The sequence below is a fragment of the Microbacterium sp. NPDC008134 genome, from assembly GCF_042957055.1.
Classification (GTDB): domain Bacteria; phylum Actinomycetota; class Actinomycetes; order Actinomycetales; family Microbacteriaceae; genus Microbacterium.
This window is the reverse complement of record NZ_JBIBHO010000001.1, coordinates 860102-882829: the sequence shown is the minus strand read 5'-3', so window position 1 is coordinate 882829 and position 22728 is coordinate 860102. Positions and strand designations below refer to the sequence as shown.

Below are 22728 nucleotides of genomic sequence, written 5' to 3'. Positions count from 1 at the left end.
GCCTACTCGCGGCGCACGGTGCGACCCGTGCACCGCGAACGCGGCTCACTCGACGGTGACGGACTTCGCGAGGTTGCGCGGCTGGTCGACGTCGAGGCCCTTCGCGGTGGCGAGCGCCATGGCGAAGATCTGCAGCGGGACGACGGCGAGGAGCGGCTCGAACATCGCGCCGGCGAGCGGGATGCGGATGACCTCGTCGGCGAAAGGCAGCACGGCGGCATCGCCCTCTTCGGCGATCACGATGACCCGGGCTCCGCGGGCGCGGATCTCCTGGATGTTCGAGACGACCTTCGAGTGCACGAGCGCCGAGTGGCGAGGCGACGGCACGAGGACGAACACGGGCTGCCCGGGCTCGATCAGGGCGATCGGACCGTGCTTGAGCTCACCGGCGGCGAAGCCCTCGGCGTGGATGTACGAGATCTCCTTGAGCTTGAGCGCGCCCTCGAGCGCGATCGGGTAGCCGACGTGGCGACCGAGGAAGAGAACCGAACGGGTGTCGGCCATCCAGCCAGCGAGCTGGGAGACGTGCTCGTTCTCATCGGCGAGCACGCGGGCGATCTTCTCGGGGAGCGAGCTCAGCTCGTCGACATCGGTCGAGGCATCCGCGACCGCTCCGCGCACGCGGCCCATGTGCAGCCCGAGCAGGAGCAGAGCGGTGATCTGCGCCGAGAACGCCTTGGTCGAGGCGACCGCGACCTCGGGTCCGGCGTGCGTGTAGACGACGGCATCCGACTCGCGCGGGATCGTCGCGCCCTGCGTGTTGCAGATCGACAGCGTGCGCGCTCCGCGCTCGCGGGCGTACTTGACCGCCATCAGCGTATCCATCGTCTCGCCCGACTGGCTGATCGAGACGACGAGTGTGTCGGCGCCGATGACCGGGTCGCGGTAGCGGAACTCGTGCGCGAGCTCGACGTCGACGGCCACGCGCGCCCACTGCTCGATCGCGTACTTGCCGACGAGCGCGGCGTACGACGCGGTGCCGCAGGCGGTGATGATGACGCGGTTGATGCCGGTGAACAGCTCATCGAGACCGTCGAGCTCGGGGATCACGACCTGACCGTCGTGGATGCGTCCACGGATCGTGTTGGCGACCGCCTCGGGCTGCTCGGAGACCTCCTTGGCCATGAAGCTCGCCCACCCGCCCTTCTCGGCGGCTGCGGCATCCCACGAGACCTCGAAGGGCTCGGGCTCGACCGGGGTGCCGGCGAAGTCGACGACCGTCACGGCATCCGGAGTGATCGAGACGATCTGGTCCTGACCGATCGCGAGCGCCTGACGGGTGTGCTCGACGAAGGCGGCCACATCGGAGCCGAGGAAGTTCTCGCCCTCGCCGAGGCCGATCACGAGCGGGGAGTTGCGGCGAGCGCCGACGACGAGGCCCGGGTGGTCCTGGTGCACGGCCAGCAGGGTGAACGCGCCCTCGAGGCGGTTGACGACGGTGCGGAACGCGAGCTGCAGGTCGCCTCCGTTCTGCGCGTACTCACGGCCGAGCAGCGCCGCCGCGACCTCGGTGTCGGTCTCGCTGCGGAACGCGACCCCGGCGGCCACCAGCTCGTCACGCAGCGACGCGAAGTTCTCGATGATGCCGTTGTGGATCAGCGCGAGCTTGTCGCCGTCGGCGAGGTGCGGGTGCGCGTTGACGTCGGTCGGGCCGCCGTGCGTGGCCCAGCGGGTGTGCCCGATGCCGGTCGTGCCGTCGGGCAGCGGGGCGTCGGAGAGCGAGTCGCGCAGAGCGCTGAGCTTGCCCGCCTTCTTGCGCATGCCGAGCGCACCGTCGCCGTCGATGACCGCGACGCCCGCGGAGTCGTATCCGCGGTACTCGAGGCGGGCGAGACCGGCGAGAAGGATGTCCTGGCTGGGGCGCGGGCCCACGTATCCGACGATTCCACACATGCCGTCAAGAATAGGCGCGTTTTTTTGCGAGCCGTCCGAACAATCGAACCCGCCCGCGAGGCTCAGAGCTTGCGCAGCAGCACGCTCTCGACCGAGTGATCCGCGCCCTTGTTCAGCACCAGGCGGGCGCGGTGCTTGGTCGGCATCACGTTCTCGACGAGGTTCGGCATGTTGATCTCGTTCCAGTACCCGAGCGCCGTCGTGATCGCCTCCTGATCGGTGAGGTGGGCGAAGACGTTGAAGTACGACGAGGGGTTGCTGAATGCGCCCTCGCGCAGGGCGAGGAAGCGCTCGACGTACCAGTTGGCGATGTGGTCGGTGTCGGCGTCGACGAAGATCGAGAAGTCGAACAGATCGCTCACCGCGACGTCGTTCGGTGCCGCCGGCGGCTGGAGCACGTTCAGGCCCTCGACGATCACGACGTCCGGACGCCGCACCACGACGTGCGCATCCGGAACGATGTCGTAGCGCATGTGCGAGTAGAAGGGCGCACGCACCTCTGCCGCCCCGCTCTTGACCTCGGTGAGGAACTCGATCAGAGCCCGGCGGTCGTACGACTCGGGAAAGCCCTTGCGCTCCATGAGCCCGCGCCGTTCGAGTTCGGCGTTCGGGTAGAGGAAGCCGTCGGTGGTCACGAGCTCGACGCGCGGGGTGCCGGGCCAGCGGCTCATCAGCTCACGCAGCAGACGGGCGATCGTGGACTTGCCGACCGCGACCGAACCGGCCACTCCCACCACGAACGGCGTCGTGGTGTCCTCCTCCTGGAGGAAGGAACTCGTCGCGGCCCCCAGCCGTTTGGTCGAGGTCGCGTACAGGCTCAGTAGGCGGCTGAGGGGCAGGTAGACCTCGCGCACCTCGTCGAGGCTCAGCCGGTCGCCGATGCCGCGGATCTCGACGACCTCGGTCTCGCTCAGCGGCTGGTCGAGGTCGGCCGCCAGGCGCGCCCATTCCGCCCGCCCGATCTCACGGTACGGCGAGAGGGGCTGCGTGGGGTCGACAGTGGTCACCCGATCATCGTATCGGGGCGGCGGTAGTCTCTACCCGTGCGCCTCGGAGTCCTCGACATCGGTTCCAACACCGTCCACATGCTCGCCGCCGACGTGCGGCCCGGTGGGCGTCCGCTCGCGACGACGAGCGATCGCTCGGTGCTCCGCCTCATGAGATATCTGCTACCCGACGGCGCGATCTCCGAGGAAGGGGTGCAGGCACTGGAGCAGGCGGTCACGCAGGCTCGTCGGGTCGCCGAGGAGCAGCGCGTCGATGCCCTGCTCGCGACGGCGACGAGCGCGGTGCGCGACGCCGCGAACGGCGCGGAGGTGATCGCGCGGATCGAGGCGGCGCTCGGACAGCCGCTCCAGGTGCTCGATGGCGAGACCGAGGCCGAGCTCACGTTCCTCGCGGTCCGGCGGTGGTTCGGATGGTCGGCGGGGCAGATCCTGCTCCTCGACATCGGCGGCGGCTCGCTCGAGATCGCCGCGGGCGGCGAGGAACTGCCGGATGCCGCGGCATCCGTTCCTCTGGGCGCCGGGCGCATGACCGTACAGTTCCTGCCGAACGATCCGCCCGGCGAGGACGACGTCGAACGGTTGCGTGTGCACGCCCGCGACACCCTCGATGAGGTGCTCCCGCGCTTCGCGGCCCTCCCCCGGCCCGACCACGTGGTGGGTTCGTCGAAGGCCATCCGCTCGCTGGCGCGGCTCGTCGGATACCCGGTGCCCGGCTGGTCGGGATCGGAGCGGATGCTGCTCCCCCGCGCAGCACTCGGTTCCTGGATTCCTCGGCTCGCGCGCTTGCCCGCCTCGGCCCGCCAGGAGTTGCCGGGGATCACGCCGGACCGCACGTTCCAGATCGTCGCCGCGGCGGTCTCGCTGCACACCGCGATGACCGCGCTGAAGGTCGACGAGCTCGAGGTCTCGCCGTGGGCGCTCCGCGAGGGCGTGCTCCTGCGCTACATCGAGCAGCTGGGTCAGCCGCAGTCCTGAGCATCCGTCGACCGCGGGAAAGCGGGCGGATGCTCAGGACGTGGACCGACGTGGTCGGTCGTGGTGTTCAGAGTGCCAGGCGCTCGCGGACGATGCCTTCGAGCCGCTCGGCGTAGGACTGCGCCGACTCGGCGTCGGCAGCTTCGACCATGACACGCACGAGGGGCTCGGTTCCGGACTTTCGCAGCAGCACGCGCCCGGTGTCGCCCAGTTCGGTCGAGACTTCGCGCACGGCGGCCTGAACGACCTCGTCGTCGTCGACACGGTCCTTGTCGACACCGCGGACGTTGATGAGGACCTGCGGGTAGACGGTCATCACAGCGGCGAGCTCGGCGATCGTCTTGCCCTGGCGCGCCATCTCGGCGACGAGGTGCAGACCGGTGAGGAGGCCGTCACCCGTGGTCGCGAACTCGCTCATGATCACGTGGCCGGACTGCTCGCCGCCCAGGGCGAAGCCGCCTGCGTTCATGTCCTCGAGCACGTAACGGTCGCCCACCGCGGTCTGCCGCACCGTGATGCCGTGCTCGCGCATGGCCACGTGCAGACCGAGGTTGCTCATCACCGTCGCGACGAGCGTGTCGTCGGTGAGATGACCGCGCTCCTTCATCGAGACGGCGAGGATCGCCATGATCTGGTCACCGTCGATGACGTTGCCTTCGGCATCCACCGCGAGGCAGCGGTCGGCGTCGCCGTCGTGCGCGATGCCGATGTCGGCGCCGAGACGCACGACCGCCTCCGCGAGGTTGTCGAGGTGCGTCGATCCGACGCCGTCGTTGATGTTGAGCCCATCGGGGTCGGCACCGATCACCGTGACGTCGGCGCCCGCATCGCGGAAGGTCTCGGGCGAGACACCGGACGCGGCGCCGTGGGCGCAGTCGAGCACGACCTTGATGCCCTCGAGGCGGTTCGGCAGCGAGCCGAGCAGGTGCACGACGTAGCGGTCCTCGGCATCCGAGAACCGGTCGATCCGTCCGACACCCTCACCGGTCGGGCGCAGCATCTCGCCGGACATGGCGGCCTCGATGCGCTGCTCGACGATGTCAGGCAGCTTGACGCCACCACGGGCGAAGATCTTGATGCCGTTGTCGGGCGCCGCGTTGTGCGAGGCCGAGATCATGACGCCGAAGTCGGCGTCACGGTCGGCGACGAGGAACGCGAGCGCGGGGGTCGGGATGACCCCGGCCTCGAGCACGTCGACGCCCGAGGAGGCGAGACCGGCGGCGACCGCAGCGGTCAGGAAGTGTCCCGAGACCCGGGGGTCGCGAGCCACGACTGCGGTCAGACGCTTGCCTTCGGCTTTGCGTGCCTCCGCAGTACGGCCCTGGCCCAGGACGACAGCAGTCGCCTGGGCCAGGGTGAGCGCGAGGTCGGCGGTGAGGATGCCGTTGGCAAGCCCCCGCACACCGTCCGTGCCAAAGATCGGCATCGGAAGCAGTGGACCTTAACGCTTCGAGTACTGAGGCGCCTTGCGGGCCTTCTTGAGTCCAGCCTTCTTGCGCTCCTTGACGCGAGCGTCGCGCGAGAGGAAGCCGGCCTTCTTCAGGGTCGGGCGGTTGTTCTCCTCGTCGATGCCGTTGAGGGCACGGGCGATGCCGAGACGCAGCGCACCGGCCTGGCCCGAGGGGCCACCACCGGAGATGCGCGCGATGACGTCGTAGCCGCCGGCGAGGTTGAGAACCGTGAACGGGTCGTTGATGAGCTGCTGGTGCAGCTTGTTCGGGAAGTAGTCCTCGATCGAACGGCCGTTGACCGTGATCGTGCCCGAGCCGGGGATCAGACGCACGCGGGCGATGGCCTGCTTGCGACGACCGACAGCGGCGCCCGGGACGCTGAGCACGGGGCGGGGAGCCGCCTCGACTGCGTCGGTCTCGGGGGTCGAGGTCGAGAAGCTCTGGGGGGTTTCGGTGGTGTCCTGGATGTCAGCCACGAGTATGTCCTTAAGTCTGTACGGCGCTTACTGGGCGACCTGGTCGAGGGTGTACGGCTGGGGCTGCTGCGCGGCGTGCGGGTGCTCTGCACCGACGTACACCTTGAGCTTGGACAGCTGCTGGCGGCCGAGGCTGTTCTTCGGGAGCATGCCACGGATGGCCTTCTCCACGGCGCGGACCGGGTTCTTCTCGAGGAGCTCGGAGTAGGTGACCGACTTGAGGCCGCCCGGGTAACCCGAGTGACGGTAGGCCAGCTTTTTCTGGAGCTTCTGACCCGTGAGCGCGACCTTGTCGGCGTTCACGATGATGACGAAGTCACCGGAGTCGATGTGGTTGGCGAAGGTGGGCTTGTGCTTGCCACGCAGGAGCGTTGCCGCGTGCGAGGCGAGACGGCCGAGAACGACGTCGGTGGCGTCGATGACGACCCAGTCACGCTGGACCTCGCCGGCCTTCGGGGTGTAAGTGCGCGTCACGATAGTGCTGCTTTCTTGTGTCGAACGGAGAAGTTCGTGAATCCCACTCCGGGGTGGTTCTTCCCGACAGGGAGGAACACGCCAGTGGAGGGCTCACGTTCGGATGATGCACCCCGCCGATGAACGGCACGGGCACCAAAGAGACAGCATACGCTACCGAGCGCCGTCCCTCAAACCGGCCTCACGCGAGATCGGACCGCTCCCCCGGGGTCAGCACCCGCAGCCGGTGCCCCTGCTCCGCGTACTCGAACATCCCGACCAGCCGCTCGAGCGTCTCCGAGAAATGGAACCACCCCTCCGCGTGCACCGGCACGATGACGGCATCCGTCAGCACACCCGCCGCCTCGAGCGCCGTCCGCGCGTTGAGGGTGAGGTCGGTGTCGCCGAAGGCGCCGACGTTCGCGGCACCGGTGAAAAGCACGGCGATGTCGATCGCGGGGAATCGCTCGCCGATGCGGCGCACCAGATCGACGGAGGCATTGTCGCCCGAGACGTAGACGGTGGGCTCGCCGGGCGCCTCGAGCACGAATCCCGTGACGAATCCGACCACGCCTTCCGCGCCCTCGGGGCCGTGCAGCGCGGGCACCGCCGTCACGGTCACCTCGCCGATCCGATGCTCCTGCCACGGCACCAGCCCCGTGACCTGCGGGATGCGCGTCGCCGACTCCGCCGTGCCCAGCACCAGCGGCACCTCGGGCAGGAGCGCGCGACCCGCGTTGTCGAGGTTGTCGGCGTGCTCGTCGTGCGAGAGAAGCACGACATCGATCGGGCCGAGTGCCGAGGGGCGCACGGCCGGACCGGTCAGTTTGCGCAACCGGGAGCCTCCCTCGTACACGCCGGGCTCGTCGAACGTCGGATCGGTCAGGAAGCCGTAACCGCCGTAGGTGAAGTACAGCGTCGGCCCGCCGACCAGGACTGCGGGAATCGTCGTCATGCTTCGAGTCTGCGGCATCGGTGCGCCGGATGTCAGTCCGGATGCACCGACACGAGGATCGGCCGGTGGTCGCTCGTCCCCTGCGGCAGGGTGGTGATCCGCTCGATCTCGAAACCCGTCGAGGTGGCGAAGTCGTAGTGGCCACGGAAAACGCGATAGCGCGTGTAGGTGTGGTCGTCGCTGAGACTGAGCGCGTAGCCGTGGTCTCGCACGGCCTGGCCCAGGTTCTCTTTGAAAACCGGGTAGTTGTAGTCGCCGACCATGAGCTGCGGGAGCCCCTCGCCGAGCGCGGCCAGCGACGACAGTGCTGCACGGATCTGATGGCGGCGCAGGGAGTTGAGCGCGGTGAGCGGAGCGGCGTGGAACGACCCGACGATGATCTCGCGCCCCTCGTCGATGTCGAACAGTCGCGCGGCGAGGATGCGCTCGTGGGCCGGTTTGAGCATGCGGTCGTGCAACGACTTCTTGAGCCCGATCGCGCGGATCTCCCGCAGACGGAAGGTGCTCGCGCGGTAGTAGAGCGCCAGGCCCAGCCGATTTCCCTGCGTCGCGTCGGCGAGCACGAGGCCGCCGATGCTCTCGGGCAGATGCTGCACGTCGCACTCCTGCAGGCACAGGATGTCGGGGTCGTGCTCACCGACGAGCGCCACGAGCTCGGTGGCGGCCCGGTGCTTGCGGAGGTTGTACGAGATGACCTTCATGATCGTTGCCACGCTACTCGCGCCCGCTATGGGTCGGCTCCGGGTTGTCTGTGCCGCACCGGTCTGTTATTGGATCACTCGCTGTCGCGCCGAGCCCGGGTCTGCTCGGCTCGCGCGGCAAGTAAGTCGTCGGCCGGATACCCGACCTCGGTGAGGATCAGCCCGCGGGCGGCGAGCACCTTGAACTCGCTCGTGCGGGTGAGGGCATCGCGCAGCACGACGAGGTCGCCGACGTCGAGGCGCCCCTCCCCCACGGCGACGCACCCGCCGACGAGCGCGCGCACCATGCTGTGGCAGAAGGCGTCGGCCTTGACCTCGGCGACCAGAACTCCGTCATCGTCGCGGGCCCACCGGTAGTCGAGTAGCGTTCGGATGGTCGTGGCCTCGTCGCGCGGCTTGCAGTAGGCGGCGAAGTCGTGCAGGCCGATGAGCGTCTGCGCCGCGGCATCCATCGCCTCGGCATTGAGACGCCCCCGCACGCTCGTCGTGTCGAGTCGCCGCAGCGGGTCGAACCCCGCCACCTCGTCCGCGAGGCGGTAACGGTAGCGGCGCCACACCGCGGAGAATCTCGCATCGAAACCCTCGGGGGCGATCGAGGTGCGGTGCACGGCGACGTCGGAATAGGCGCCGAGGACTCCGCGCATCCGTCCGGCGATCGACGCCGCCGGATCCACTGCCGCACGCCCGTGTCGTTGCTCGATGCGCGCCCATTGCTCGTCGTCGAGATCGACGTGCGCGACCTGACCGGAAGCGTGCACCCCGGCATCCGTTCGTCCGGCGACGACCAACCGCACGTCGGACCCGACGATGCGCGCCAACGCGTCCTCGAGCGTTCCCTGCACGGTGCGAAGCGTCGGCTGCCGGGCCCACCCGCGGAAGTGGGTTCCGTCATAGGCGATGTCGAGCCGGATGCGCACGTCGACAAGCCTAGGACACCGACGGCGACGGCCCCGGGAAGCATCCGAGGATGCTGCCGGGCCGTCGCTGCGATCCGGGAAAGGTCAGATGCCGCCGTCGATCGAGCGGATGGTCGTCGCCGGCTCGTCGGGCACCATCACCTGGGTGTCGCGGTTCAGGCTCTCGCCGCGGAAGAACCGCTTCGAGCGCGGGAACAGGTACCAGAGGAACATCAGCACGAGTCCGAAGGCGAGCGAGCCGATGCCGATCACGAACGTGCCGCCGATGCCGAACAGCACGGTGTAGCCGTAGTCGACGTCCCACATGTCGATCGCCGACTGGACGAACGCCCCGGTGAGCATCAGCCCGCCGAGCAGCGGGAACAGCCCCTTGAAGAAGAATTCGCGCGGTGAGCGGAAGATGTCGCGGCGGAAGTACCAGACGCAGGCGAAGCCGGTGATCGCGTAGTAGAACGCGATCGCGAGACCGAGCGAGAGGATCGAGTCCTGCAGGATGTTGTCGCTGATCAGCGTCATTCCGATGTAGTAGACCGAGGCGACCACGCCCATGACGATCGTCGAGAACGACGGCGTCTTGTACTTGGGGTGCACGTCCTTGAACTTCGCGGGAAGCGCCCGGTACACGCCCATCGCGAGGGTGCCGCGCGCGGTCGGGAGGATCGTGGTCTGCGTCGAGGAGATCGCCGAGATGATGACCGAGACGACGAGGACCCAGCCGAACGGCCCGAGAAGTCCGTCCTTGATCGCGAGGAAGAAGTCGTCGGCGTTCGCCTCGTTGCCGAGTCCCGTGCCGGTCTCGCCCAGCCCTGCGTACATCATCGCCGCGATCGTGACGGCGACGTAGGTGAAGAGCAGGATGACCGTCGTCAGCAGCGCCGCTCGACCAGGAATGCGCTTCGGATCCTTCGTCTCTTCGTTCAGGGCGAGGCAGGTGTCCCATCCCCAGTAGATGAAGAGAGCGAGCAGGATCGCCTCCGTGAAGCCCGACCAGTCGGTGAAAGCGAACGGGTTGAGCCACTCGAGGTCGAACGGCGTCGGGTTCGGCGCCGACCCGGCGAAGAACTGCCAGAGCGCGGTCACGACGAAGATGCCGAGCGCCAGGTACTGGATGCCGAGCAGGATGTTCTGGATGCGCTCACCGATCTCGACCCCGCGCCAACTCACCCAGGTCATCGCGGCGATGAAAGCGACCGCCACGACGACCACGCGCCAGTCGTTGTTCTCGAGGTCTTGCCCGATCAGCGACCAGAAGTAGACCGAGGCGATCTGCGCGAGGTTCGCGAGCACGACCATGCCCGCGACCGCGACTCCCCAGCCACCCATCCAGCCCACCCACGGACCGAACGCCTTCGTGCCCCACGTGAACGTCGTGCCGCAGTCGGGGACGGCGTTGTTGAGCTCTCGATACGCGAACGCGATGAGGAGCATCGGCACGAACGCGATGATGAAGGCGATGGGCGCCTGCGCGCCGACCGCGAGGACCACGAAACCGAGAGTCGCGACGAGCGAGTACACGGGCGCCGTGGAGGCGAGACCGATGACCGTCGATCCCCAGAGCCCGAGTGTGCCTGCCGCCAACCCCTTGCCGTCGGGCCGTTCAAGGTGGATGGGCGTCGTTGCTGCCATGGTCAGACAGTAGGGCCATTGCGGTTATCGAGTCAATGGCTTTCTCTGAACGACTGATTCCATCTGCGAATGGGTAGCAAGGCGACGAAATCCGCAGTTCAGTTTCGCCCCAGCATCCTGTCGGCGTGGTCGGCGATCCAGGCCATCAGCGGCAGCATCCGCTCCATGAGGTCGCGACCGAGCGGGGTCAGACTGTATTCGACGTGCGGCGGCACCGACGGGAACGACTCTCGATGCACGAGGCCGTCGTCGGCGAGGGTGCGCAGCGTCGAGGCGAGCATCTTCTCGCTGATGCCGTCGACCTCGCGACGCAACTCGCCCCAGCGGAGCGTGCCGTCGGACAGCGACGAGAGCACGAGGACTCCCCACTTGCTCATCACATGGTCGAGGATCACGCGGGTGCTGCACCCCTGCTCGAAGACGAGCGGCGTGCTCTCCCGGATCTGCGCATAACTCACCGACATGTAGGTACCTTACTTCAAAGTGGGTACCCGAAGATCGGAAGGTTTTGAATGGGCGGCGGGTTGTCGAGGGTGTCATTCCCACGAAAGGACCCTCATGACCATTCTCGTCACCGGCGCCACCGGACAGCTCGGCCGCCTCGTCATCGACAGCCTCCTCGAGCGCGACGCAGAGCCGTCGTCGATCATCGCGGGCGTGCGCGACGTCGCGAAGGCATCCGACATCGCCGCCCGCGGCGTGCGCACCGCGGTCGTCGACTACGACCGCCCCGACACGATCGCCGCCGCTCTCGAGGGCGTCGACTCCGTGCTCCTCATCTCGGGTTCCGAGGTCGGTCGCCGCACTGCGCAGCACCAGACCGTCATCGATGCGGCGAAGGCCGCCGGTGTCACGAAGCTCGTGTACACGAGCGCGCCGAAGGCTCCGACGAGCGACCTCGTGCTCGCTCCCGAGCACAAGGCGACCGAAGATCTCATCGCCGCGTCGGGCGTCCCCGCCGTGATCCTGCGGAACAACTGGTACACCGAGAACTACGCCGGCAACATCGCTCAGGCCCGCGAGACGGGCGTTGTGGCAGCGAGTGTCGGCGAAGGCCGCGTGGCCTCGGCGAGCCGGAAGGACTTCGCGGATGCCGCAGCCGTCGTGCTCCTCGAGGACGGCCACCTGGGCCAGGCCTACGAGCTCGGCGGAGACGTCGCCTGGAACTACGACGACCTCGCCGCCGCGATCGCCGAGGTCATCGGAAGCCCCGTCGAGTACCGCTCGCTGACGACCGAGGAGCACGCCGCGGCTCTGGCGTCGGCCGGACTCGATGAGGGAACCATCGGCTTCGTGACCGCTCTCGATGCCGGCATCCGTGGGGGCGCTCTGGCCGACACCGACGGCACGCTCGCCCGCCTGATCGGTCGCCCGACCACTCCCCTGGTGGAGGGCCTTCGCCCGCTGGCGTGACTTCGACGGCGCTCGCGCCGCAGAGAGCCCGGTGTCCCTCGCGGACGCCGGGCTCTTCTGCACCCGGACGCAGACCGCCCGCTAGTCTCGCGAGTATGAGCACCGACGCACACGCCGCCCTCGCCGCGATCACCGCCGAGGAGCGGGAGCTGGACTTCGACCGCTTCACCGTGACGGATGCCTGGGAGGTGGGCTCGTGGCTGCGTGCGCGAGCCACCGCCGATGCGCTCCCGGTCGTCGTGTCGGTCTCGCTCGGCGGCCAGCGCGCCTTCCATATGGCGGCGGCGGGCACGAGCGCGCTGAACGACGCGTGGCTGGATCGGAAGTTCCGCGTCGTCGAGCACTTCGGCCAGGCGTCGCTGGGCGTGCACTACGACTTCCTCGCCCGCGGGGAGGAGTTCGATCGGTCGTCGCGCCTGGACCCTGCGCTGTATGCGGCGGCGGGCGGCGGGTTCCCGATCCGGATCGGCGGTACGCTCGCCGGCGCGATCGGCGTGAGCGGTCTCGAGATGCATGCCGACCACGCATTGGTCGTGGAGGCGCTGCGCGCCCACCGCGCGCGCTGAGGGATCAGCCCGCCCGTCAACCCCCTGTGCCCACGGCGCGCGAGCGGCGATCGTGGGCGCATGGTGAAGAACGTGCGCACCCTGCGCTGCACCCCGGCGGATGTGTTCGAGGTTCTCGAGAACGGCTGGCTCTACCCCGCCTGGGTCGTCGGCGCCTCGCGCATGCGCGAGGTCGATGACACGTGGCCGGCCGAGGGCTCTCGGCTTCATCACTCGGTAGGCGTGTGGCCCGCGCTCCTCGACGATACGACCGTGGTCGAGGAATGGTCGCCCCCGAACCGCATGGTGATCCGTGCGAAGGGCTGGCCGATCGGCGAGGCGCGAGTGACGCTTCGCGTACGCGCGTGGGACGGGGGCTCCATGGTGCGCATCGACGAGGAGCCGGTGAAGGGGCCGGCGACGTTGTTGCCGAGCTTGATCACGACGCCGCTCCTGCGATTCCGCAACGCGGAGACCCTGCACCGGTTGGGGCACCTCGCCGAGGGACGCGCGCGCTGAGCGACTAGCGCCCGAGCGAGCGCGTCGTCAAGTCCCTGGGACGCCGCACGCATGGCCCGCAGACTGCTTTCATCCATGAACGGAGCCCACCGATGACCTCCCCCGTCCTGTCCCCCGCAGCCGTCCTCCCCCGACCGCGCGGCCCTCTCAGCCGCACGATCAGCGCGCGCTTGACCGGCGACGCGGATGCCGTCGATTCGACGCTGGTCAGCGCTTCGCTCGACGCGGCCACCGACATCGCGACCGACGACGATGTGCAGATCTCGCTGTTCCTTCTCTACGCTTCGGCCTACGGCTCGATGCCCGCGCTCGACGCCGAGCTGGAGTGGGACCCCGAGCTCATCGCCATCCGCACGACTCTCGAGGCGGCATTCGAGACCCGGTTGCGCGCGGCGGTGCCGGCTCCCGACCTTCCCGAGCCCACCGTCGACGCGGTCGGTCGATCGCTCTTCGCTCTTGCAGAGGCGGACGACGGACCCAGCCTCTCCCGGTACATGGCCCGCAAGGCGACGCGCGATCAGGCGCTCGAGTTCTTCCGGCAGCGGTCGGTCTATACGCTCCGGGAAGCCGATCCGCATTCGTGGGCCATCCCCCGTCTGCACGGTCGGGCGAAGGCCGCATTGGTCGAGATCCAGTCCGACGAGTACGGCGGCGGCAGGCCCGACCGGGTGCACGCCGAGATCTTCGCGGCCGCCATGCGCGGCGCAGGCCTCGATGACGCCTACGGCGCATATTTCGACGCCGTGCCCGCCATCACCTTCGCGTCGCACAACATGATGTCGATGTTCGGGCTCAACCGTCGCCTGGTGGGCGCGATCGTCGGGCACCTCGCCGCGTTCGAGATGACGTCGTCGATCCCGAACAAGTTCTACGGAGACGGACTGCGCCGCCTGGGCTTCGGCGAGGATGTCACGGACTACTTCGACGAGCACGTCGAAGCGGATGCCGTGCACGAGCAGATCGCGGCACGAGATCTCGCCGGCGGACTCGCCGAGGATCGACCGGACCTCCTGCCGGACATCATGTTCGGCGCCGCAGCCTGCCTCACCGTCGACGGGTGGGTCGGTGCGCACATGCTCGAGGCCTGGTCCCGCGACGAGACGTCTCTGCGACAGGGGGCGACGCCATGACCCGTCGACACGAGCCTGCGACCATCACGGCCTATCCCGACGGCCCTCTACTCGTGCGCGGCGACATCGATCTCGTCGATGCCGACGGCAAACCTGTCGAACGGCACCGCCGTACTGTCGCGCTCTGCCGGTGCGGCCTCTCTGCGATCAAGCCGTTCTGCGATGGGACCCACAAGCCGGCCGGATTCCGCACGGAGGAGTGATGCGCCGACCCGCCATCCGCTCTGCCCTGCGGGAGGCGACACGGCCCGCGCGGCTGCTGCTCGTCGCGAAGACAGCGCTGGCCGTGGGGATCGCCTGGTTCATCGCTCGGTACATGCCGGGCGTTACCCAGGAATACCCCTACTACGCCCCGCTCGGCGCGCTCGTGAGCATGTACCCGACGTTGATGGGCTCGGTGAAGTCCGGGCTGCAGACGATCCTGGGGCTCGCCGCCGGTATCGGGTTGGCCTCGATCATCGTCCTGACGGTGGGGCCGACCTGGTGGTCGATTCCGATCATCGTCGGGCTCGGGGTGCTTCTCTCCGGTACCGGCTGGTTCGGTGTCGGTCGCGAGTACGTACCGATGGCCGCGCTGTTCGTGCTGATCGTCGGCGGGCAGAACGCCGATGACTACTCGCTGGGGTATCTGACGCAGATGACGGTCGGGGTCGTGGTCGGCCTCGTCGTGAATCTGGCGATCGCTCCCGCGCCGCTCACCGCCGAAGCGACGGCGAATCTCGAGGTGTTCCGGAAGAAGCTGGCAGCCCACCTGCACGACATCGGAGATGCCGTCTCGGATTCCTGGCCGCCCGAGAAGGAGAACTGGGCGAGCGATGCCGCCTCGCTGTCGGAGACGGCGGGAGCCCTACGCCTCGCGCTCGTCGAGGCCGATGAGAGCCGCCGGGGCAATCCGCGCGCCTGGGGCCGGCGCGCCGCGACGGACGACGCGCACGCGCAGTTGGAGGCGTTGGAGAGGATCGCGCAACACATCCGCGATGTCTCCGACACGGTCGCCGACACGATCTGGGGTCGACCGGGAGCGATCGACCTCGATCCCGCGCTTCCCGCTCCGTTGACCGACGCCTGCCATGCGGTCGCCGAGGTGATCTCTCTACAGGATGCCGATTCGCCCGACGCTCATCGCGTCCGGGGAGAGGCGACCCGTGCCGTGCGTCTTCTCCTCGAGACGGTCGACGACCGCACGATCGAGTTGCGTCGATCGATCGGCCCCGGTGTGCTCGCAGCGATGCACCTGCGGCGGATCCTGATCCTGAGCCGCCCACCCGCCGATTCGCCGTCGGCCGAGGTGCGGTAGGAACAGAAAACCCCGGTCCGAGGACCGGGGTGAATTCCTGTAGCAGGAGCGGGGCTTGAACCCGCGACCTCACGATTATGAGTCGTGCGCTCTGACCAGCTGAGCTACCCTGCCGCGACGCATCCGCGTTCTGCAGAGACGAATGCTGCGAGCCCCGAGTCAGGATTGAACTGACGACCCCTTCCTTACCATGGAAGTGCTCTGCCACTGAGCTATCGGGGCGTGCTGCCCCTCGCGGGGCAACCACACGAGAATACCATCAAGGTGGCGTCCTCATGAAATCGAGCCGGTCAGTACTCGTAACGACCGGCGTTCGCCTTGAGCCACGGCAGCGGATCGATGGTCGATCCGTTGACGATGAGCTCGAAGTGCATGTGCGCGCCGTACGAGCGACCGGTGTTCCCGGTCTTGCCGACGACGGTTCCGACGGTGACCTTGTCGCCCGCCTTCACCTGCAGCGAGCCGTACTGCATGTGCGCGTAGTGGCTCGTGATGACCTCGCCGTCGATGACGTGGTCGATGTACACGGTGACGCCGTAGGCGCCGCCCTGCTCGGTGGCGATGCGCACCGTGCCGTCGGCGATGGCCTGGACAGGGGCACCGTTGCCGGGCACGAAGTCGATGCCCTCGTGCAGGCGGCCGCTGCGCATGCCGTAGCCGTAGCTCATGCCGACGCCCACGAGGAACGGCCACTGGATGGCCGCGTCGGGGTCGTTGGTGAAGACCTCGTTGGAGTAGTTGATGCCCTGCTCGGCGGCGACCTCGACGAGGGAGACCGTGCTGAAGTCGTCACCCCGGTCGAGTGCTTCGTTCTGCACGTCGGACGACGTGACGAAGGCCTGGATCTCATCGTCTGCCGCGGCCTTCTCATCCGCCTCCGCGGGAGCGATGAGTGAGGTGGACGCAACCGAGGTGCCCTGCACGGCGGCGAGGGCTTCGGCGGGGAGAGTCATGGAGACCGCGAGGAGACCGGCGAGGCTCATGACACCGAGGGATGCGCCGACGGCGACGACCTTGCGGATGCGACCGGAACGACGCGGAGCGAGATGCACGATCTCTTCGATCGAGGACTTCTCAACGGGGACCGCGGCGGTCGCACGGTGGAACGACGATCCCTTGAACGCCTGCGAGGCCTGTTCGAACGCGTCTACGAGGCTCTCGGTGGGTGCGGGGATGGCGGGGCCGTCGAGGACGGTGTCATCGATCACGACGGTCGGGACCTTGGCCGGCTTCGGCGTCGATTCGCCGAGTTCGGCGACGACCTCTTCGGGCGCGGCGATCTTCTCGACGGCATCGTCGGCGGCGATGGCCTCGGCCGCCAGCATGCGGGCGGCACGTCGGGACAGCGGCGCGGAGGAGACGGGTGCGGAGGTCTCGGGGGCCGAGGGGGATGCAGAGGCTGTCGCCGTCTCTCCCACCGCGGAGGCCTCGTGAGCCTGGATGCGGGGTCTGCTGGAACGGTGCGTGGGCGCAGATTCAGCCTGGGGATTCTCGAAGGGCAAAACGATTCTCTCGGGGTCGTGCGTCAAGCTCGGGGGCGCTTACTCATCTTCCGCCTTCGGGCGACGGAAGTAACGATCGGATAAACACTACCCCGCCTCGGCTGGGAAAGCCATGAGTCATTCATCTTTCGCGCCGATCCGCTCGATCAGACGCGCGTGCACGGCGCTGCCGCCGGCGACGATCAGGGGGCGCGGGGTGTCGACGTCGAACCGCGACACCTCACCTCCGGCCTCGCGGACGAGGAGTGCTCCGGCCGCGAAATCCCAAGGCTTCAGACCGCGCTCGAAGTAACCGTCGAGGCGACCGGCGGCGACGTACGCGAGGTCGAGCGCCGCGGCGCCCATCCGCCGCAGGTCACGGGCGATCGGCATGACGCGCCGGACGGTCTCGATGTCGCCATCGTGTGTGGCGGGGTCGTACCCGAAGCCCGTCGCCAGCAGAGCACCTGCGGGCGTCTCGTCGGTGACCGCGAGGCGCTCCTCGCCGAGCCAGGCGCCGTGACCGCGTGCCGCGGAGAACAGCTCGCCCAGCGCCGGCGCGTACACGACTCCGGCGAGGTGCTCCCAGCTCGCGGGGTCGGCCGTTCCACGCACGGCGGCGATGCTGACGTTATAGGCGGGGATGCCCGTGGCGTAGTTCACGGTGCCGTCGATGGGGTCGACGACCCACGTGATGCCGCTTTCGCCCTGCGCCGCCTCGGACTCTTCGCCGAGGAACCCGTCACCCGGCCGCGCCGCGTCGAGCCGGGTGCGGATCAACGCCTCGACCTCACGGTCTGCCTCGGTGACGATGTCGGCCAGGGTGGTCTTGGTGGCCGCGAGCGTGACGCCCTCACGCCGTCGGCGCTGTGCGAGTTCGCCGGCTTCGCGCGCGATCTCCCGTGCGAGCTCCGAGAGCTCGACCTCGATCTCGCCGCTCACTGCGGAGGACGCGGGGCGGGAGGAGGCGGCGGGAAGGCATCGTGCGTCTGGGGAGCCGGCGGCACCGGCTGAGGCGGCGCGGGCTGCGGAGGAGCCGGCTGCGGCGGCGCAGACTGTGGCGGCGCGGGCTGCGGCGGGGCACTCGGGTACGCGAATCCGGGATCTGCGGCAGCGGTCGGCACGGGTGGCACGCCGGGAACGGGAGGCGCGGTCGGCGCGCCCTGCGGTTCGGGAGCGACGGGGAACGACGTGGCCGGGAGTGCCGCCTGCGGGACGTACGGCGTGGGCTGGCCTGTGTAGTAGGCGTTCCAGTCGGGGCTGCCGTCGGCCAGCGCCGGAAGCGGGGTCACGCCGTCGGCGAAGGTCGGCCACGAGAGGAACGCGCTCGGTGCCGGCGCCTGCTGCGCCGGCTTCTTCGGCGCGAAGAGAGCGTTGAGCAGAGGAACCAGCGTCGTACCGACGGCGGCGAGGATCGTGAGTGCGACGACAATGCGCCAGTACAGCTCGACGTAGTCGAAGGAGTCGGGGAACGTCAGGTAGAAGACGAGCATCGCGACGAGTCCGCCGAGAAGCACGACCGTGACGATGTAGATCACCCGGTTGAACGTGGTCGGATGGCGGTGAGCGGCCGGCGTGAACAGGCGCACGTGCAGGAGCGCGAGCTGCAGGATTCCGACGACGAGGAGCAGCTGGAAGAACCGTGCGGCCCCGTTGAAGTAGTACTCGTCCTCGGGCAGCCAGATCTTGAAGGCGCCGACGATGAGCGCGATGATCCAGGTCACCATGCTCGCGAGCGCCAGCCAGTCAGGGCGCTTGGGAGCGAGCCCCGCCTCGGCGATCGCGATGCCCGCGAACCCGGCGAACAGGAGGATCGTGAGGAATGCCCGCCCGATCAGACCGTCCTGATCTCCGATCAGCACCCAGACGACGCAGACGAGCGCTGCGGCGATCAGAGCCCCGATGGCGATCCAGATGGCTCCCCTGATCAGGAGCGACATGTTCTTCTTCTCTTCGGTCACGGTCTCCGGCTGGGACATGACGACCCTCCCTCTAGCGGCGTTGCCCCTCATCCTGCCATGTGACCCGGGCCGAGCACCGCCCCGACGCCCTAGTTGTGCACAAGCATCCGAAAGCCGCCGCCAGTGCAGTCGGACTCAGCCGGCCTTCTTCGCGGAAGCCGCGGCGAACGCGGCGATTCGCGCCTGCGCGTCGGGCGTCTGCATCGCAGCTCCGATGGACCGCGCTTCCTCCGACAGCTGCTCGGCGAAACTGCGCTCTGGCTGCGCGCGCACCAGGTGCTTCGCCTGCCCGTAAGCATCCGCTGCTCCTGCGAGCCAGAAGCGAGCGATCTCCTCGCCGCGAGCCCGTACGAGCGCGGCTTCGGCCGCCGAATCCTCGCCCGTCACCGTTTCGGCCGCGAGCCCCCATTCCACCGCCTCCTCGGCCGTGAGCAGGCGATCTTGCAGCACGAGCTGCAGAGCCCGTCGCTGGCCGACCGCTCGGGCGAGCTGCGCCGAGACCGAGAGATCGGGCGTCAGGCCGATGTTCGCGTAGAGACTGCCGAGTCGCGAACGCGACCCGACCACGGCGTAGTCGCTGCTGAGCAGGATACCGAGCCCGCCACCCGCGGTCGTGCCGTGCGCGGCCGCGACGACCGGCACCGACGATTCAGTCAACGAACGGATGCCGGTGTTGATCACTTCCGCCAGGGCCGTGATCTCGTCGCCCGAGCCCATGGTCGTCGCCATGTCGATCACGTCGCCACCGGCGCAGAACGCGGGGCCCGCCGCATCGATCAGGATCGCCTTCACATCGGAACGCGACGTCGCTTCCCCCGTGGCGTCGCGCCACGCGTGGGCCAGATCGGCGTTGAACGCGTTGAGTCGTGCCGGGCGGTTCAGCGTGAGCCGAGCCATCCCCTCATCGACCGAGAACAGGATGGCATCGCTCATGGCTTCTCCTTCGAGCACAGGACGTTGCCTCCAGCGTAATCGCGGTCAGGCGTACTGCCACACCCGCGATACGAAGGCCTCCATGCGGCGACGCGTGCCGTCGATCCGGAAGTCGACCTGCCCGTCGGCGAGCACCTCGTTCGGCGCGAGCGGATGCGCGAGACGCACGTTCTCATGGCACGAGAGATCGGCGCAGATGTACGTGCCGAACGAATCGCCGCGCTGCCCCGCCTCGCCCGCCCGCCGCGCCGAGAACAGCGTCACCTGGTTGCCCGGCTGCATGGTGCGGCAGATGTTGCAGATCCCGGAGCGGCCGCGCCCCGGGTCGGAGGCGCGCAGCACGATCCCGACGATCTCGTCGCCCTGCGGGATCAGCACGTATCCGCGACGGCCGGCGCCCGGGTCGCGCCAGGCGAAGAAGTCGAGGTAGTCCCAGTCGACCAGCACGAAGTCGTGCGGCATCTCCATGACCCGGAGTTCGTCGGCATCCGCATTGACGAACGATGCCCGGACGTCTGCTTCGGTGAGCGCTCGCATCGTCCCAGTCTAGGAAGTCGCGGACCGGGGCGGCTCGTAGAGTGGCGGGATGGCACATGCACTCGTCACCGGAGCATCCCGCGGCATCGGCCGGGCCACCGCGATCGCGCTGAGCGCGCGGGGCGATCGCGTCGCCGTGCACTATGGCAGCGATCGTGACGCAGCGGGCGAGACGCTCTCCCTGTTGCACGGAGACGGCCATGTGCTGGTGGGTGGTGATCTCTCGACCCCGGCGGATGCGGCGACCATCGTCGACGAGGCGACAGCCGCACTCGGGGTCATCGACGTGCTCGTGAACAACGCAGCCATCGCGCCGAGCCCTGCCACCCTCCATCGGGTGGATGCCGTGGACTACGCGACGTGGCAGCAGGTCTGGACGCGGATGCTCGACGTCGATCTGCTCGCGGCCGCCAACGTCTCGTATCTCGTCGCGAACGCGCTCATCCGCGCCGACGCTTCGGGGTCGATCGTGAACGTCGGATCGCGGGGCGCCGTGCGCGGCGAACCGGACTTCCCCGCCTACGGCGCCGCGAAGGCGGGGCTGCACGCGCTCGGACAATCGCTGGCCGTCGCGCTGGCTCCGCACGGCATCGCGGTCGCGACGGTCTCCCCCGGCTTCGTCGGAACCGAACGGCAACAGTCGAAGCTCGATGGGGCCGAGGGTGACTCCGTGCGCGCGCAGAGCCCGTTCGGGCGCGTCGGCACGCCGGAGGAGGTCGCTGCGGCGATCGTGTATCTCACGTCGCCCGAGGCGCAGTGGGCATCGGGGTCGGTGTTGGATCTCAACGGGGCGTCGTACCTGCGCTGAGCGTTCCGCGAAACACGCCGAGAACCCAGAAGGCCCCGCGATCGCGGGGCCTTCTTCTGGTGGGGAATTCGCGTATCTCCCCGATCCCTACTCTCTACAGGGATCGCACGCCGCTATTCCTATGCGTTTCCCACGCCCTCCTTTCGCTATTCCCACGCACGCCCCCGACCGCCCTACTCTCGCTTGAGAACTGGCACCCCCGAATTCCGCTTCCCCCAACCTGCCCGTTGCGCCTGGGAATCGGCCATTGCCGAGCCGCTGAATCGCCAGCTCGGAGTCCGAGGATCGCCAATAGTCGGCGCGCGTCCAGCTGCTGCCGACTCTCGTCGACGGTGGGTCGTTCGTGGCGCCTTCTGGTGCGCATCGCCGAGCCGAGCCATCGACTCGCCGGCGATTGACACCCCGGGCGACCACGCCCGGACCGACGCGAGTGAGGGCGTGCCGCGCTGCAACATCATTCGGCCCGGCAGCGACGCTCGCCATGCGTCCCGCGGCGGCCCAGCCGACTATGCTCTCGGAGCGCTGCTCAGACGTGCTGGTGCATCCAGTCCGTGGCGACTTTGCTGATCTTCCGCGTTGCCCATCCCTTCCTGGGTGTGACGATGAGCAGCTTGTCGTTGCTGTCCACGTGCGCAGCAAGAGCATTTCGAACTTCTGCAGCCGACTTCGTGGTCTTCACGACCCAGACGCTTTCCAACGGCTTCGCGCGCGTCCCATGGGTCCTGATGATGTGGTCTTTCACCGCCTCGTAATCACGATTCGGTCCCACGACGTCGTACGAGATCAGATAGACAGCCACAATGCTCCGTGCAGTCGTTGACTTGAGATTGCCGCGGAGATGAGGCTGTGAGCCTCCGTTCGACTGCACGGCGGTGTCGGAGCTCGCCACTACGTTCGTCATGAACAAGAAAGGGGTGCGATGAAGCGCACGAAAGAGGACGAGGAGTTCTCAGCCGAAATTGACTACCAGTTGAGGCACGGCGATTTCCAGTCGGTGCCGTTGCTCGATACCAGCCAGGGCACGAGGTACCAGAGGTGGTACGCGCGACTTCTCACGACGTTGTCGCTCACCACCGAGGGCCAGAAGATCGTGTACGCACAAACGGATCATCGACTGGGCGACGAGACCGTGCGGTTCCTTCTGGTCACCGAGAAAGTCGTGGTGGTTGTTGACGTCGAAAACCTCACGGGAGACCAGCCCAAGACAACGACTCGCGTCATTGGCCGCGGAGCCCTCACGTCCCTCGCGGTTGGCGCGTCCATGCCGATTGATCAGGACGGGGCCGCGTCCTACGGGTGGCCGGGACTGGTGGAGATCATCGCGGAGTATGTCGGTCTCGATGCCCCCGTTGTCTACACGAGCATGGGCCACCAGGCCGGCAACAGTGCAATCCGGGGTCCGATCCTTGAGTTGCTGGCGGAGTTGCAGTCGGATCTGAGTCACTGACTTTCGCTAGAGTGTCCGCCGGAAGGCCGGGCAGGCAGTTCACCCCACGTGCGACGCACGAGTGCCGTTCAGGTGCGAGGACAGCCGGGCCCGGTCTTTTCCGGACGGTCACCCTCGACGTATTTCGCGTTCGCGGAAGCGCGCAAGGAACAGCTCTCCGAAAGCCACCCAGTCGTCCGCGGACACTGCCGATGCGGAAAAGT

The 22728-nt window shown here is 68.2% G+C and carries 25 protein-coding genes and 2 tRNA genes; 9 read left to right on the top strand and 18 right to left on the bottom strand.

What is annotated here, in order from left to right; all coding sequences use genetic code 11:
* Window positions 1-45: 45 nt before the first annotated feature.
* Complete coding sequence (gene glmS / locus ACFY9N_RS04140) at window positions 46-1893, bottom strand: glutamine--fructose-6-phosphate transaminase (isomerizing) (protein WP_391476996.1); 1848 nt, start codon at window positions 1891-1893, stop codon at window positions 46-48.
* A 62-nt stretch (window positions 1894-1955) separates the two neighbouring features.
* Entirely contained in the window at window positions 1956-2900 is a 945-nt protein-coding gene (gene coaA, locus ACFY9N_RS04135; RefSeq protein ID WP_391476995.1) for a type I pantothenate kinase, read from the bottom strand.
* Window positions 2901-2936: 36 nt separating this feature from the next.
* Here coaA and ACFY9N_RS04130 point away from each other — a divergent pair, with 36 nt between their 5' ends.
* On the top strand, window positions 2937-3875 hold the full coding sequence (locus tag ACFY9N_RS04130; protein WP_391476994.1) for a Ppx/GppA phosphatase family protein: 939 nt from the start codon (window positions 2937-2939) through the stop codon (window positions 3873-3875).
* A 67-nt stretch (window positions 3876-3942) separates the two neighbouring features.
* On the opposite strand, the gene glmM is transcribed toward ACFY9N_RS04130, so the two are convergent.
* The 8 genes from glmM to ACFY9N_RS04090 form a co-directional block, all read right to left on the bottom strand.
* On the bottom strand, window positions 3943-5301 hold the full coding sequence (glmM, locus tag ACFY9N_RS04125) for a phosphoglucosamine mutase (RefSeq protein ID WP_391476993.1): 1359 nt from the start codon (window positions 5299-5301) through the stop codon (window positions 3943-3945).
* 15 nt (window positions 5302-5316) lie between these two features.
* Window positions 5317-5802, bottom strand: a complete 486-nt coding sequence (rpsI, locus tag ACFY9N_RS04120; protein WP_247623194.1) for a 30S ribosomal protein S9 — start codon at window positions 5800-5802, stop codon at window positions 5317-5319.
* Between the two features lie 27 nt (window positions 5803-5829).
* The gene (gene rplM, locus ACFY9N_RS04115) at window positions 5830-6276 is read right to left on the bottom strand and encodes a 50S ribosomal protein L13 (protein WP_391476992.1); all 447 of its coding nucleotides are present in this window, start codon (window positions 6274-6276) and stop codon (window positions 5830-5832) included.
* 181 nt (window positions 6277-6457) lie between these two features.
* Complete coding sequence (locus tag ACFY9N_RS04110) at window positions 6458-7210, bottom strand: MBL fold metallo-hydrolase (protein WP_391476991.1); 753 nt, start codon at window positions 7208-7210, stop codon at window positions 6458-6460.
* Window positions 7211-7242: 32 nt separating this feature from the next.
* A complete protein-coding gene (locus ACFY9N_RS04105; RefSeq protein WP_391478446.1) occupies window positions 7243-7911 on the bottom strand; it encodes an endonuclease/exonuclease/phosphatase family protein in 669 nt (222 codons plus the stop codon).
* Window positions 7912-7985: 74 nt separating this feature from the next.
* Entirely contained in the window at window positions 7986-8828 is an 843-nt protein-coding gene (truA, locus tag ACFY9N_RS04100; RefSeq protein WP_391476990.1) for a tRNA pseudouridine(38-40) synthase TruA, read from the bottom strand.
* 84 nt (window positions 8829-8912) lie between these two features.
* Window positions 8913-10454: an APC family permease gene (locus tag ACFY9N_RS04095; RefSeq protein ID WP_391476989.1), complete on the bottom strand. Its 1542-nt coding sequence runs from the start codon at window positions 10452-10454 to the stop codon at window positions 8913-8915.
* A gap of 98 nt (window positions 10455-10552) precedes the next feature.
* Window positions 10553-10918, bottom strand: coding sequence for a winged helix-turn-helix transcriptional regulator (locus ACFY9N_RS04090; protein WP_391476988.1), 366 nt, complete (start codon window positions 10916-10918; stop codon window positions 10553-10555).
* 94 nt (window positions 10919-11012) lie between these two features.
* Here ACFY9N_RS04090 and ACFY9N_RS04085 point away from each other — a divergent pair, with 94 nt between their 5' ends.
* The 6 genes from ACFY9N_RS04085 to ACFY9N_RS04060 all read left to right on the top strand — a co-directional run bounded on the left by ACFY9N_RS04085 (window position 11013) and on the right by ACFY9N_RS04060 (window position 15358).
* Window positions 11013-11867 (top strand): SDR family oxidoreductase, encoded by an 855-nt coding sequence (locus tag ACFY9N_RS04085; protein ID WP_391476987.1) that lies wholly within the window; start codon window positions 11013-11015, stop codon window positions 11865-11867.
* A 95-nt stretch (window positions 11868-11962) separates the two neighbouring features.
* Entirely contained in the window at window positions 11963-12433 is a 471-nt protein-coding gene (locus tag ACFY9N_RS04080) for a heme-degrading domain-containing protein (protein ID WP_391476986.1), read from the top strand.
* A gap of 60 nt (window positions 12434-12493) precedes the next feature.
* Window positions 12494-12931, top strand: coding sequence for an SRPBCC family protein (locus ACFY9N_RS04075; protein WP_391476985.1), 438 nt, complete (start codon window positions 12494-12496; stop codon window positions 12929-12931).
* Window positions 12932-13023: 92 nt separating this feature from the next.
* Window positions 13024-14061 carry an iron-containing redox enzyme family protein gene (locus tag ACFY9N_RS04070; RefSeq protein WP_391476984.1) on the top strand — a complete coding sequence of 346 codons (1038 nt, stop codon included), beginning with the start codon at window positions 13024-13026 and terminating at the stop codon, window positions 14059-14061.
* The gene (locus tag ACFY9N_RS04065; RefSeq protein ID WP_391476983.1) at window positions 14058-14264 is read left to right on the top strand and encodes a CDGSH iron-sulfur domain-containing protein; all 207 of its coding nucleotides are present in this window, start codon (window positions 14058-14060) and stop codon (window positions 14262-14264) included. Before ACFY9N_RS04070 ends, ACFY9N_RS04065 begins: the two co-directional genes overlap by 4 nt.
* Complete coding sequence (locus ACFY9N_RS04060) at window positions 14264-15358, top strand: aromatic acid exporter family protein (protein WP_391476982.1); 1095 nt, start codon at window positions 14264-14266, stop codon at window positions 15356-15358. The genes ACFY9N_RS04065 and ACFY9N_RS04060 overlap by 1 nt, the downstream gene beginning before the upstream one ends.
* A 40-nt stretch (window positions 15359-15398) precedes the next feature.
* On the opposite strand, the gene ACFY9N_RS04055 is transcribed toward ACFY9N_RS04060, so the two are convergent.
* The 7 genes from ACFY9N_RS04055 to ACFY9N_RS04025 all read right to left on the bottom strand — a co-directional run bounded on the left by ACFY9N_RS04055 (window position 15399) and on the right by ACFY9N_RS04025 (window position 20270).
* Window positions 15399-15472: transfer RNA gene (locus tag ACFY9N_RS04055), tRNA-Met, on the bottom strand.
* A 36-nt stretch (window positions 15473-15508) separates the two neighbouring features.
* Window positions 15509-15580 (bottom strand) — tRNA-Thr (locus ACFY9N_RS04050).
* A 68-nt stretch (window positions 15581-15648) separates the two neighbouring features.
* The gene (locus tag ACFY9N_RS04045; RefSeq protein WP_391476981.1) at window positions 15649-16683 is read right to left on the bottom strand and encodes a M23 family metallopeptidase; all 1035 of its coding nucleotides are present in this window, start codon (window positions 16681-16683) and stop codon (window positions 15649-15651) included.
* Window positions 16684-16977: 294 nt separating this feature from the next.
* Complete coding sequence (locus ACFY9N_RS04040; RefSeq protein ID WP_391476980.1) at window positions 16978-17781, bottom strand: inositol monophosphatase family protein; 804 nt, start codon at window positions 17779-17781, stop codon at window positions 16978-16980.
* Window positions 17778-18818 carry a hypothetical protein gene (locus ACFY9N_RS04035; protein WP_391476979.1) on the bottom strand — a complete coding sequence of 347 codons (1041 nt, stop codon included), beginning with the start codon at window positions 18816-18818 and terminating at the stop codon, window positions 17778-17780. The genes ACFY9N_RS04040 and ACFY9N_RS04035 overlap by 4 nt, the downstream gene beginning before the upstream one ends.
* Before the next feature lie 117 nt (window positions 18819-18935).
* The gene (locus ACFY9N_RS04030) at window positions 18936-19733 is read right to left on the bottom strand and encodes an enoyl-CoA hydratase/isomerase family protein (protein WP_391476978.1); all 798 of its coding nucleotides are present in this window, start codon (window positions 19731-19733) and stop codon (window positions 18936-18938) included.
* Window positions 19734-19778: 45 nt separating this feature from the next.
* Window positions 19779-20270, bottom strand: a complete 492-nt coding sequence (locus tag ACFY9N_RS04025) for an FBP domain-containing protein (protein ID WP_391476977.1) — start codon at window positions 20268-20270, stop codon at window positions 19779-19781.
* Window positions 20271-20319: 49 nt separating this feature from the next.
* Between ACFY9N_RS04025 and ACFY9N_RS04020 the strand changes: the two genes are divergently transcribed.
* A complete protein-coding gene (locus tag ACFY9N_RS04020) occupies window positions 20320-21078 on the top strand; it encodes an SDR family NAD(P)-dependent oxidoreductase (protein ID WP_391476976.1) in 759 nt (252 codons plus the stop codon).
* A gap of 526 nt (window positions 21079-21604) precedes the next feature.
* Here ACFY9N_RS04020 and ACFY9N_RS04015 read toward each other — a convergent pair.
* The gene (locus ACFY9N_RS04015; RefSeq protein WP_391476975.1) at window positions 21605-21877 is read right to left on the bottom strand and encodes a hypothetical protein; all 273 of its coding nucleotides are present in this window, start codon (window positions 21875-21877) and stop codon (window positions 21605-21607) included.
* 120 nt (window positions 21878-21997) lie between these two features.
* On the opposite strand from ACFY9N_RS04015, the gene ACFY9N_RS04010 reads away from it, so the two are divergent.
* Entirely contained in the window at window positions 21998-22525 is a 528-nt protein-coding gene (locus ACFY9N_RS04010; protein ID WP_391476974.1) for a hypothetical protein, read from the top strand.
* The last annotated feature ends 203 nt before the right edge of the window (window positions 22526-22728 follow it).